General features: G+C 51.2%; 8 protein-coding genes. All 8 read right to left on the bottom strand.

What is annotated here, in order from left to right; all coding sequences use genetic code 11:
- Window positions 1–56: 56 nt before the first annotated feature.
- The 8 genes from ACT7DV_RS17835 to ACT7DV_RS17800 all read right to left on the bottom strand — a co-directional run bounded on the left by ACT7DV_RS17835 (window position 57) and on the right by ACT7DV_RS17800 (window position 12,962).
- Window positions 57–926, bottom strand: coding sequence for a peptidoglycan-binding protein (locus tag ACT7DV_RS17835; RefSeq protein ID WP_444664625.1), 870 nt, complete (start codon window positions 924–926; stop codon window positions 57–59).
- 87 nt (window positions 927–1,013) lie between these two features.
- Window positions 1,014–1,268 carry a hypothetical protein gene (locus ACT7DV_RS17830; RefSeq protein ID WP_444664623.1) on the bottom strand — a complete coding sequence of 85 codons (255 nt, stop codon included), beginning with the start codon at window positions 1,266–1,268 and terminating at the stop codon, window positions 1,014–1,016.
- 15 nt (window positions 1,269–1,283) lie between these two features.
- The gene (locus ACT7DV_RS17825; protein ID WP_444664621.1) at window positions 1,284–6,050 is read right to left on the bottom strand and encodes a hypothetical protein; all 4,767 of its coding nucleotides are present in this window, start codon (window positions 6,048–6,050) and stop codon (window positions 1,284–1,286) included.
- The gene (locus ACT7DV_RS17820) at window positions 6,043–7,503 is read right to left on the bottom strand and encodes a hypothetical protein (protein WP_444664620.1); all 1,461 of its coding nucleotides are present in this window, start codon (window positions 7,501–7,503) and stop codon (window positions 6,043–6,045) included. Before ACT7DV_RS17820 ends, ACT7DV_RS17825 begins: the two co-directional genes overlap by 8 nt.
- A gap of 88 nt (window positions 7,504–7,591) precedes the next feature.
- Window positions 7,592–8,461 (bottom strand): hypothetical protein, encoded by an 870-nt coding sequence (locus tag ACT7DV_RS17815; RefSeq protein WP_444664618.1) that lies wholly within the window; start codon window positions 8,459–8,461, stop codon window positions 7,592–7,594.
- Window positions 8,461–12,099, bottom strand: coding sequence for a tape measure protein (locus tag ACT7DV_RS17810; protein WP_444664616.1), 3,639 nt, complete (start codon window positions 12,097–12,099; stop codon window positions 8,461–8,463). The genes ACT7DV_RS17815 and ACT7DV_RS17810 overlap by 1 nt, the downstream gene beginning before the upstream one ends.
- A 75-nt stretch (window positions 12,100–12,174) precedes the next feature.
- Entirely contained in the window at window positions 12,175–12,612 is a 438-nt protein-coding gene (locus ACT7DV_RS17805; RefSeq protein ID WP_444664614.1) for a hypothetical protein, read from the bottom strand.
- A gap of 17 nt (window positions 12,613–12,629) precedes the next feature.
- Complete coding sequence (locus ACT7DV_RS17800; RefSeq protein WP_444664612.1) at window positions 12,630–12,962, bottom strand: hypothetical protein; 333 nt, start codon at window positions 12,960–12,962, stop codon at window positions 12,630–12,632.
- Window positions 12,963–12,972 lie beyond the last annotated feature (10 nt).

Below are 12,972 nucleotides of genomic sequence, written 5' to 3'. Positions count from 1 at the left end.
TCGGTGAAGTACCGCTGATAGCGGGGGTTCCACAACGTATGGGGCAGGAGGATTCGTCATTTCATGGCTCCTACTGCCTTGAGCTTGGATTTCAACTCTCGACGGCTCCAGGCGTTTCGCTTCAAAACGTCCGCAATTCTGCGTTCGGTCGGCTTGCCTAGGTATCCGTCCACAGTGAGCTTCGGAGTAGCGGACTTCATCAGGTTCAACGCCCTTTGAAGCTTGACGTTGTCTTGATATTTGGCCTCGGTCTTTGGCCCCCAGAATCCGTCTTGAACAAGGCTGTGCGCCTTCTGGAAGGACTTAACTGCGGCCTGTTGGTATTTGCCGTTGACACCATCCGTTGAGCGCTTGTAGAGGCCCATAGCCTTCAAACGCTGTTGGATTTTCAGGTCTTGATCTGTGGCTTTATTGGATGGTTCCTTCGGAGCATCCTTCGGCTTCGGCTTCGGGATGGTGAAGATTGGCTTGGGCTTCTTACCGGCCTTAATGCGGTCTGCAGTCTTCTTCATCAAGGCGTTACCGCCGATTAGCTCGAAGTGCATTCCATCCGGCCTTGACCACTCACCACCCCAGCGGACTGAGCCATTGAGGTCTTTCACAATCTTCCGAATGGCCTTGATTTCAGTGGCATTGAAAGTTCGAGAAGCCGATACGCCCAGAGGGTGTTCTGGTGCGTTGAAGTCCACGGCGGTTCCGGTGGCATGTTCGGAAACTACGGAAGCTCCTCGAACTGCGCGATAGGCATAGCCCCATGAGCTGGAGCGGTTGATCTTCTCAACTTCCTTGTTGTAGCGATCGGCTAGGTAGTTGAGAACTGTGTAATGGTCACCGTTTCGGACTCGGCCAGTGACCCATGGAAAATTAGTTAGTTTGTCATTGGATGAAGATGTGTAGACATCCCATCCGTTGCGGCTGATAGCCATGTGTAAGCGTCCTTCGGTTAAAAGAAGGAACCGACTCCGAAGAGCCGGTTCCTTACGTACAAGAATTATTTAGTTATTGGTTATTGTTTACGTCGCTGGGAGTGTTGCAATTGCTTCCATGATTTGAGCATCGGTGACCCGCTCAGTATTGACCGTGCCTTCAACCGTGCAATCTATGTTGCCTACAACAGCTTTGGCGATATAGACCACATTCGTTCGATTCTTGTCTTTGCCTTCGAGCTCAAGAGCAATCTCGACTCTTAGACGAAATGAAGTGTCTCCGTCTACTGCTCGGACAATCTTGAAGAGGTCGGAAGTGGTCTCTGCGGAAGTGTCTTCCATTGGGTTCCTTTCGGGTTATTTGACGTAGGTGACTCGGATTTTTGATTTCGAGCCAGTGAGATATCCGTATCCTGAATATCCTGTAGATGCGTTGTAAATATGGATGCCTCGGACTGACCCGCTCAAAACCCCTGCGTGAACAGATGACGGAAGAGTGATCCAGCGGCCTTCTGGTTTAGCTAGGGATTGCGTCTTGATGACGGTCGGATTGGATGACACCGTTGACGGCTTCGAGGTGCTTCCGTGTGTGGCAATTCGAAGCGTGCCACCTGAGGAGGAATACCAGTGGGCGGCATAGACATAGACTTCAACCTTCTTGATGGTTGACCCGGAAAGAGTTGATGTCATGTTTGGGAAACCAATCAGACCGCGCTGGTTCACTCCAACACCCGGAGGCCTACCCTGAGTAACCTTGCCCTTTGAATCGAAGTAGGAATTGGTTCCGTTGCCGTTGCCAACCCACCACGTACCCCACCAAGAAGCGTTCCAAGTGTTGGTGTACTGCTTCGGCTTAGGAGGAGTCACAGGAGGTTTAGGAGTGGTTTCTTCCGGTGCTGTGGCTGTTGGAAGCTTACGGTAAAGGTCTACGCCCTTGCCTGTATTACCCTTGGTTGCCAATCCGATATCCAATACCGAAATATTGAAGTACCTAGCATCCGCTGTATCGGTTGTTTCCATCCTTCTACCTTCGTAGACGTAGGCTTGCAAGCCGATAGTTACGGATCCAGCGGGGATGTCTTGACCTCCCACAACGAAGATGGTTCTTCCGGGGTTGTCGTAAGCTCCACCAGCAATGTAGCAACGAGAGTTCTGGATAACATTGTCTGTATTTACACCTAGGGCACCATCGACAGCGTATCGAAGTACACAAGCTCCAACAGTTCCTGTTCCAGAAGTGGTTTCACGAACAGAAGGCATGTTGTATGTGATGAGATAGCCACGGTTGTTTACAATCTCAACTGTGTCTTGGATGAGCATTCGGTCAACGAGACCTCCGGACAAACCAGACCAAACCCAGCGACCATCGGCACTCAAGCCACCCGCGCCATTACCTCCGGTATTGAAGTAGGCATTGGAAACGAATCCGTGGGAGAGCGGCGTAAGCCAAGAAGTTGCATCATCCACTTGTGGGTGTCTGTCTACAAAGTTCTTGAAGGTTGTACCTAGAAGAGACCGGCCAGACATCACAGGGCCGAACTCTCCGGGGGCATCTCGCCCAAGGTGGGAATCCGCTAGCGGTTCGCCGTCCATGGTGATATTCCCGTCAAAGGTACCCATCTCGGCAACGCTTAGGGTGTTTCCTGCAATCTCGCCATTTGCCGATAGGGATGCTACCTGTTCAGGCTCGACACCTGCGGGATAGGAGATTGCTCCGGTTGCTTCGTCAATGACTGCATCCTTGTGGCCCCAGATACCCACGAAGTCAACACCTTGTCCGGCTGTGATGGATAAGGTCTTTTCACCTTCCGGTGAGTAGACTTCGAGACCTTCGTTCTTGAGTTTGATGCCTTTGTTAGCATCCTTATCCGTCTGGATGAGAGCGCCTGTGATGGTCTTACCGTCAATGGCTCCATCAACGATTAGCTCACCGGAAGCGGCTCTGAATACCGACATGGCACCACAGAAGAAGATTTCTCCGTTGGCTACGTGGTTCGAGAAATAGACGGTCGGTCGGATTCTCATTCCTACGGCTTCAGTGGGGGCTGTTACCGGAATTCCACCAACACGAGTCCAAACACCTGAAAGAGCGGAATTGCTTCCGCCATTTTGATTGCCTCCGGAACCTGAGATTAATGCTCCGGCTTTGTCGTAGAAATAGAACCTAAGGGATGCATAGTTGTATTCAGTGTTGATGGTCTTGTTGTTTCTCATCCATGCATAGCCGGTGAATGATTGCCCCGGCTCAACGGGAATCATCTCCCTGTTATAGCCGAAATAGACAGTCCCTTGGGTATTGCCTTCGGAGCCGACATTGATTTGCTGGTAGTTCTTCGAGCGTTCCGGTCTGGCCTCGGAGGAAGTGAACTGCCAACGTGCAACAGCCGGAGAACTTGCTGATGGGTCGATCCATGAATCCAGTAAGTTGTCCGGATCCGGAAGAATGTTATCGAATGAGCCAATGGCTAGCTTGTCAGTAGAGATTGACTTCGCTTCAATGTGCTGAGCCTTGATCGACCCTGCAAGAATCTTGTCGGAGGTGACTGAGTTAGCGGCTAATTTATCTGCCTCGATTGCATTGGCGGCAATCTTCGTGGCCGTGATAGTTCCGTCAACAATGAGTTCTCCAGCTGTCATCCTTATAGCTCGAACATTTCTAACTTTTACCGTCTTGATATTGGTTCCGGAAATACCGATGAGATATTGACTTGCTGTTGCCGGGATACTTGGGATTTCCAAGTTGCCGGTGAAGCGTTTCTCGGTTGAGGTAATGGTTGTATCCGAGAAGCTAGCGTCAAATCCGGTGAGATATGAGCCTGAACTGTTGTAGAACCAGACCCTCCCTGAGTAGGTAGCATCTGCGGAATCTGCGAGAGCATCAAATGAGATTCTTAGTTTGTCTCCCGCTTGGAAGGGGACTGGGCCATCCATGTTTTTGAACATCAAGTAGTTCTCGGAGGTCGGAGCTGTTCGGGTGTAGTTGCCGTCCGTGACAGTTGACCATTTGGTTGGAATACTTACATTCAGGTTCATCGATGGGTTGATAGTCGCGTAGTTTTGGAAGTCACCAACCGCAATCATTTCAGCGGTGATCTTCTTTGACAGCACAACGTCAGTCCAAAGCTTATTGATCACAGCTTCTTGCATCGTTCCGGTGGTGACGAACAGGTTCTTCACGTCCACGGTTTGGAAGGACGCTGAGCGTGCCGCAATCTCGTTGACGTTGAGACGGTCGGTGTTGATGACTCCGGCTGTAATGCGGTCTGCATTGAGCTGGATAATCGTCGCAACTGCGGCGGCAATCTCAGCGGTATTCAATCGAGCCGTGTTGATAGTTCCAGCGGTGATTCTCGAAGCATTGAGCTGAATTACGTTAGCGACTGCGGCGGCTACTTCTGTAGCATTCAATCTGCCAGTGGCGATAGTTCCCGAAGTAATGCGGTCTGCATTGAGCTGGATCACGGTTGCAATTCGGGCCGCTAGGTCTGTGACGTTGAGGCGTTCAGCGGCAAGAGTACCGGCTGTAATGCGGTCGGCATTCAACTCAATGACTGTTGCGGTCTGGGCCGCAATCTTGTTGATGACTGCGGTCTGGATGATTGCCGAACCTGCGGTCAGCTTTCCAACATCGAGGTTGGAAATCATCTCGTTAGTAATCTGCGTTGCTTGCCATACGGTGCCAGTCCAATACCATTCACCGATGACATTCTTGGACGCGTCGATTCGTCTCCAGATGTCATTGACGTTCGTTCCGGTACCTGAGGGAGTGGAAGTGGAGTAGAAGGCCTTTGTCTTGCTACCGGCCATTGTCAAAGCGCTGTCCGCTGTGGTCTGTGCTGAACCAGCGGCGGTCAAAGCTTCCTGTGCCTTGGACTGTGCATTGGCGGCGGCTGTAGCGGCATCCTTTGCGGCTTTGTCGGTGACTTCCACCCAAGCGGAACCGTTCCAACGCTTAGGTGTGTTGGCTCCCGAAGTGGTATCAATCCACAATGTGGTTGCTTTGCGCATGGCTGTAGCCGGGGCCGTGGACTGAATGAGTACGTCGGCCTTGCCTCCGGCAATACCAGCGGCGGTTGCGGCATCGGTCTTAGCTGTATCGGCTGTTGACTGAGCTGTTGAAGCGTTGGTTATCGCTGTGGTGGCCTTGCTATCAACTGCGGAGATTTGACCGAAGGCTTCCGTAAGATCAGACTCGGCTTCTGCAAGACGGTTCTTGGAAGTGACAATCTCGCCTTCGGCTGTGGTCAGTCGATTCTCTGCATCTGTGACGGTGTCCTGTAGCGCGGGAAGAGCGACGTTTTTCAGATTCGCTAAGTCGGCTTCGGTGAGTTGGAGTCCTGCTAAAGCGTTAGCAACATCCGTTTGAGCCTGTGCAAGGTCAAGCTTTGCCTGATCCACGGAGGCCTGGAGTTGCACCAGCTCAACATCGTTGAGGTTGATTAGGTTGGCTTCTGCATCCGCTAGTCTCTGCTCGTGTGCCGCTAAATCTAGGGCGGCTTGGTCTAGACGTGCTCCAAGCTGTCCAGCCTCGGTGATGACTCCGTCATAGCGAGCATCGATATCCGCTAGAACTTCGACCATGTCCGGAGCTTCAACTAGAGGGATGACTTCACAGCTCGAAGCATCCGATGGAACCGATTTCGAACCTGAGGTGGTGACGGCTACAAACTTGAAGAACCAAGTTCCGTACTCCAACCCTGCGGTTAGAGTTCCACCGGAAAGATTGGTGATGGTACCTAGAAGAGTGGCTGAGGTCGGCTCGAACTCTTCGCCCTCGGTTGAACCGTGGACTTCGAGGTGAGCCATATCCGGAGCTACATATTCTTCAACGAAGAGACCATCCCATGAAGCTTGAACGGTACCCAGCGTTGCGACAACTACGGGTGCCGAAGGCTTACTTGGTGGGGTGCCGGGAAGGATGATCTGCCCATCCTTTGGCTTTGAACCGACTACGTCAACAACGTTGCCTTCGGAGTCGGTGACCACAAGGTTTCCCTCAGGTACGGATGAGTAGGGGAGTCTTGGTGCAATGTGGGAAGCCTTTTGAAGCCTTCGCAACTCTGCAAGCTCATTAGCTATCCAGCGAGCATTGTTTCGTTTTTGTGGATTATTGTTTTTAGGCAAGTTGAACCTCTAACTCGGCGTTCCCGCCGTCAGGTGAAAAGTTGATGGATTTGATTAGCACCCAAATGTCGAGGTCTTCTGACCAACCGCTACTTCCAATAACTCTCACCTCGTCACCGGGCTTGAAGGTTCCGAACTCAGCTAGGGAGCTGTCGGTTATTTGGATACGGTCAACAGAGCGTGCAACTTGGGCGCTCTTTAGATAGGTTTCAGCGGCACTATCAGCCTTGGCCTTGGACGTGGCTTGGGGTTCGGTTTGAGTCGTAACTCTGCGGAGCTTCCCGGTGTTCTTATGACGTTCTGTGCGAATGCGTTTGTCACCTTCGCCAGACCCAAACAAGATGAGGCCGGAGGCATACTCCGTAAACGAGACGGACGGAACTGCAGTGACGTTGTATCCAATCTCGAAGCGGACGTTCTCTCGGCGTGCACCTAGGCGGGGTGAGCCGATTTCCAGCCTGTGATGGATTTCGTCTCCAACCCATCTGGATTGTTCTCGGTACTGAATTGAACCGGCTTCAACCATCTCTCCAATGACCTTCTGGATATCGTCGGTGGTGTCCCATGACAGAATTAGCGGCTCGGCCTCTTCTTCTGAGAGGTCACGAATCCTGTCTTCAATACCCTTGATGACGGCCTTTTGGTCGGTGACCTTCTTGACTGCGGCATCATAAGAGGACTTCTGGATTCGATAGTTCGTTATGGCCGTGTTGATCTCGGCGTTGTCATAGGTGATTTCCATCCATGAGGTGCGGTAGAAGTAAATCTTCCCGTTGTCCGTATCCCTCCAGATGTTGTTCTTTTGGGCTTTCTTACCGGATGGTTGGGAAGATTGCTCTACGATTTCTCCGACGCTTAGCCTCTTGGCGGCAACATAGACGGCCTTCTTGGAAGCTATAACCTGAGTGTTGGCAACCTGAACAGCCTTCTCTTGCTGTTCAAGCTTTCGCTTCTCTGCGTTGAGCTTGGTCTTCGCGTTGGTGAGGTTTCGGCCTTCCGGCTTGCCTACGGTGGTTCCCGTTTTGATGATGTCTATTGAGACATCAGGGAGTGAGTCAGGGAAGGACAGTAGGTAGTCCCAACAATCACGGATGACCATGGCCGGATCTGCTGAGATGTAGGTCTTTTTCTTGCCTAGATAAGGTTGTCCGTCTGTATACCCGCTCCAACCATTAGCGCCGATTTGAAGCGAATTATTGTTGATGGTTATGTTGTCTACGATTCCTGACTGGAGGATTTCACCGTCCAACTCAACATGGAGCATGGTTCCGTATTCGGTAATTGCTAGTTGGCCGTTTGGCTTCTTGAGAGCTGAGTATTGAACGGGAAGCGTGCCGGATATGTCTCCAGCCCCATTGACTGTTTGGATGATTTGAACACCCGTCAAAGGTGCGTCGAGATCGATAAATTCACCATCCGGAACGCTTTGTAGAATGTAGCGATACTCGGACATTCGGTCTCCTTTCTGTTTTTAAATCAAGAAACCCCCGGCCTAATGACCGGGGGTTTCAAAATGGTCTTCTATAAGAAGAAAGTGCCAGTTAATACTGTGCGGAAGTCCAAGCATTCCTCCAACGAAGTTCAACTTTGGAAAGTCCTGTTGAATCGTTGCCTGACAAATACAAATTGGATCGACCAACCGGGAGATTCACCTTGGACAGGCGAACCTTTGTCCCTAGGTTTCCGGCCACGGAGGAGCCGTTCTTACGCTTGACCGTTCCCATCAGGGGGTTGATGTCCACATAGTCACCAGCGGCAATCGAACCTCTGTAGGAGACTTCCCAACCTGTTTCACTGCGAAGAACAGGGTTGGATATTGGCCCTACGAAGCGAATCGAAAGAGGTGTTGCTACGTTTCCTTCGTTGTCCACGAAACCGCCGCGTTCAACGCCTCGACCGGTTGTGGTGAGTGGTGAAACCAGCGGAGCCTTTAGACCACCTTGGACAGGTGGAATATAGGTAATCGTGTTCAGGTTCTCGATGTCCGAGAAGTGTTCAACACGAGTTTGAACGAAATCCGCTGTGGCTCGGGCAACGCCTAACGTAGCGAGAACGTCAGGCGTTGACCCTGTGAACTTTCCGCAACGGCCATAAACTCGGTACCAGTTCGTTCCGTCGAGGCTGTAGCGGAGTGGGAAAGCTACGTTGGAACTCAGGCGATTCTTCGAGTCCTTCCACACGTGTTCCAACTTGCCAATCTCGGAGAACGACTCCTGCAGATTGGACTTGTTCGAAACAAAGTCAAAACCCCAAGTTGAACTTCCTAGGAAGTCTCGACCTACTAACTGACCATCCCTGTTCGGAGCATCGACATATTCTGTTCGAAGCTCCGTAGAAGGTGCTGATAGATTCTCAATGAGAATTGGGTTGGTGTTACCACCGGCTTCAATTGAGCCTATTTTGATAAACATTAGCGGCCCTTTCGAATGGCTCGGTTTTGATGTTGAATTTCGTTCGCTAGGTCTGCGGCTGAGAAGTCCGGTTCAGGAACGCTGATGTTATAGGTATCGCCAACTGAATGCTGTTGCCTTGAAATAGCTTCAACGTTCTTCCACTGCTCGTTAGTCATGATGTACTCAGGCTTACGGGACTCGTTGGAGACCATCTGCATTTGTCCGGGGCTGAGGATTCCTCCGTTGTCGTAAAGGGTTGGCTTTACCAACCCGCCGTTCGCGTACCAGTTGTTGCGCTTATGGAAAGCCCACGCCTTCTCCGGATCGCCGTAGCGCTGGGAGATGTACTTAAGACCGGCCTTTGCCTGTCCGGTTGGGTCGGAGGTCTTCGCGCCGTAGCTACCCCAAGTTCCGTTGAGGAACTGGAATAAACCGTAAGCGGTTGAGCTTGGGTTCTGCGCGTTCGGATTCCATGAGGATTCCTTATTGATCAGCTTGGAGAGCGAATCCCACTGACGGCCTGAACCCCACCCGTAACCGTTGGCCACGTTGCGGACATCGGCCTGAACTCCGGAGTCCTTACCGTTGAAGAAGTCCTTGGCGTTGCCCCAGACATCCTGCGCAAAGTCACCAATTGCGGCGGCCTTTTCTTTGATCCAGTCAATCGGCCCGGTGACGATCTTGTTCAAGGCTGTACTAGCAATCTGCCCAAGCATATTGTCAGCGCCGAACTTCTCCTTGAAGCCGTTCACCATCTGGTCTTTCAGGTCGAAGAGACCTTGGAGCGGGTTCCAACCTCCACCACCAGAACCGCCTGTAGGCATGATTCCGGAATTGATGTAGTTGAATGGATCAATCGGTGTTCCATCTCGCCACAACTCAATGTGAGCGTGTGGGCCGGTAGAACGTCCTGTGTTACCGGATAGTGCAACTTGCTGGCCAGCCTTGACCTGCTGTCCTGCCTGAGCAATGAAGCGGGAAAGGTGACCGACATAGGTTGAGAGTCCGTTAGCGTGGTCAATGAGGATGCCCAGACCGGAACGGCCTGTGACTGCGTTTTCCTTGGCGATTCGAACCGTACCGTCCAAAGGTGAGAAGACCGGAGTTCCGATAGGAACAGCTACGTCTTGTCCAGCGTGTGGGTATCGGCCTCGTGATTCACCGAATCGGGAAGTGTAGCTTCCACCCTTGACAGGTCGGACATATCCACCCTTGGCGAAGCCGGGGAATGACCCAAACTGGTTGAGATGGTCGAGCCCACCTAGACCGATGGTTCTACGGAGCCTGGAGGTTGCTTCTTTGCGGAGAACGTATTCTCCGGCGTGAACAACACCGGCTTCTTGGTACTTGGTGCCGGGGCCGGTGTAGCCACCAACAGCAAATTCCTTGACCGGATTTACCTTAGGTAGTCGCCAATCGTCCGGGAGGCCTAGGGTGTCGGCAACCTTGTTGAAGGTGTTTCGAAGCCCACCGTAAACAGTTTCAATAACGAAGTTGATTGGCTTACGGGCAATGTTGGCAACCTTGTTCCAAGCATCCTTGATGAAATCGACGCCGGTCTTGAACGCATTAGGAATGGTTTCCGTGATGAGGTTTTTCATCGGATCAAATACACGAGTCTTGATCCAATCCCAAATTCCGAATAAACCATTCTTCAGGTCGGTGAACTTCTGTTTTACACCGTCTTTCAGCTGATTGAACTTGCTGATAACACTGTTTTTGATGTTCGTGATGGTATCGCCAAGCCAAGTCTTGATACCGTTCCAAATGTTAGTGATGTTAGTTTTGACTTCGATAAACTTGGTGATAATTCCGACAACGAGACCCACGACAACTGAAGTGATTTTGGTTTTAATGTCTGACCAAAGAGTTGTTAGAAACAGCTTGACGGCGTTGAATATGGTTGTAACTTTTGTCTTCAGTTCATTGAACTTCTGCGAAACCCCGTTACCGATTGATGATGCCGTGTTAACAATCCAGTTCTTCGTTTCGGTGAAAGCTGTTGTGATTGCTTGCCATAAGGTAATCCAGAAATTCCTGAAGCCCTCGACGTTATTCCACAGGTAGATGAAAGCGCCAACTAATGCCCCGATAGCCAATACGATGAGTGTGAACGGGTTCAGCGCCATTACGACATTTAGCGCGGCTTGTGCAATGGTGTAGATCTTTACTGCGGTAGTTACGGCTAAGATTGCCCCGGCCATACCTGCGATTGCGGATACTAGCGGCAACAACCAAGATGAATTGTCTTGTGCCCATTGGACAAAGGTTCCGATGCCGTTGATAAGAGTTTGAAAACCTGAGGCCACACTGTTGATGACTCCGGTGAAGGTCGGTTTTAAGCCGTTCAATGCGCTTGTAAGCCCTCCAACAATGGTGGCTTGAAGGTTGCCTAGGGAACCTTCGAAAGTTTCGGTAGATTTAGCGGCTTCAACTGCAATCGGTTGACTACCTAGCTTGAGAACTGCGGCGTTGAATTCCTCGGCTGAAATTTCACCATCAGCCATGGCTTCACGGAAGTTGCCTGTGTAGGCTCCGGCTTCAAGAAGTGCCTTTTGAATCTGCCCGGAAGCCCCCGGAATTGCGTCTGCGATTTGGTTAAAATTTTCCGAAGTGAGTTTCCCGGCTCCGGCTGTCTGGGACATGACCATCGAGACGGATTTGAAGGTTTCGGCGTTGCCACCTGAAACGGCGTTCAGGTTTCCGGATGCCTTGGCTAGGTCTTCGTAATTTTTGATTCCGTTGGAGGCAAGCTGGGCCATGGTGCTTTGAATCGTTGACAGATCATAGACTGTTTCATCCGCGTAGGCTTGAGCGGATGCTGTAGCTTTCTTGGTTTCTCCTGCGGAGATTCCAGCGAAATCCATAGAACTCATGAACTTGTTTGTGTCATCCGACGCGGAGAATGCCTCGGAGACCAAACCACCAATTGAGTTGGTCAGGGATGAGGTGAGGGAACCAAAGACACCACCAACAGCACCGGCAACGGCGAAGTTCTTGGTGAACCCCCCGGAAGCCTTTTTACCTGCATCCTTACCGGCTTTCTCGGCATCCTTAGGAACATTCTTGAAACCCTTGCGCATGGTGTCGGACATGCGGCTGAAGACACCCTTGGTCTTGCCAAAGTCGGAATCAAGCTTCTTGGTTGAGTCGGAAATCTTCTGGTTCGCGGTGTCCAGTTGCTTGTTGGCCGTGGCCAAATCCTCGGTTGCGTTCTCTAGTTTGCTAGCGGTACGTGCGGATTCTTCCTGTGCTTTCTTAACGGCATTATTCTTCTGACGGACTTCCTCCTCTGCTCTTGCTAGCGCGGAAGCCTTCGCCTTACCGGATTCTCGGGACTCGTTGAGCCTGAGCTGGGCGATTTCAAGTTTCTTGAGAGCGTCAGTTTCCTTGTCTGTGGCTGTGGCAGATGCGCCTTTCGCCTTTTTAAGGTTCTCTTGGGCTTTTTGGAGGTTCGATTCGAGGGACTTTACTTCGGCTTCAAGGGATTTCTTTTCGGAGCTGAATCCATCGGCTACCCCCTTACCAAAAATTGCGCCGGAGGCTTTACCCAATTGCGGGAAAGTGTTTCCAAGCTCCTTCTTGATCGAACTGTTTAGGCCCGTCATCACCGGAACAATTTGGAGTTGCGCGAATCCCATATTGAGATTGCTCATAGTGTTTGACTCCTAAAATTTGATTTAAATGAAAAAGACCCAAGCCCTTCCGCATGGAGAGGCTTGGGCCTTGGGTTATTCGGTTTTAGGACTGAACAAGTCCATGGTTTTGATTGCGCCCTCTTTGGCTCGTTGAGCCTTGACCTTGTCAATAGCTGTCATTGGACGTTTGACAGGTTTAGGGTTCTTCGCCTTACCGCCATTGACCCCAACTAAAGTGGCTTGGAGTACCCTGACGGCATCAATAAGATCGGCTACTTGGTAATTGAGTTGTGTGTAGCCTTCGAGGGAAGGCCCGGTATCTTCTCCCGGCTTGTTGAAATCCGGGTGATCGATAATCTTCTTGGCTTCCTCTTCGTCATTTCGAATAGCGGAGATGTATCGAGAATGAGGAGGCAAGCGGTCAATGAGCCGTAATAGCTTCGGCCAGCGTTTTGAGTCGAAGAGTTCGCCTAGATCGACTCCATAGGTTTCTTGTAAGTCGGCTTCAATCTCCGGGCCGAAGCGTTCCAAGATTTCTAGGAGTCGCGTTATTCCCCCGGTGTGCCGACTACGGCGCTGTAGTGCTTAATCGCTTCCTCAGCGAGAGTCATTGCGGCCTTCAGCGAGATTGGTGAGTCTTCGAGCTTTTTGAAATCTTCCTCGGATAGCCACTTGGCAAACAATGGTTCAATGTTGGCTGAGGACTCCGCTGAGGACAGTTTGTCCATGAACTCACGAGCTTCACGCCAATTCAGATCCAAGAAGTTGGGGAACGTCAGTTCCGTACCCTCTTCATCAATAACGGCAACGAATACTTCTGCCTTGACTTCCTTCTCGAGGTGGTCGAGCAGATTGAACTTCTTTGGGGCTTTCTTAGCCATGTCAGGATTT

Source organism: Glutamicibacter sp. TV12E (assembly GCF_052441935.1).
Taxonomy (GTDB): domain Bacteria; phylum Actinomycetota; class Actinomycetes; order Actinomycetales; family Micrococcaceae; genus Glutamicibacter.
Note: the sequence above shows the minus strand (reverse complement) of the source record. Positions and strands in the feature narration are given on the sequence as shown.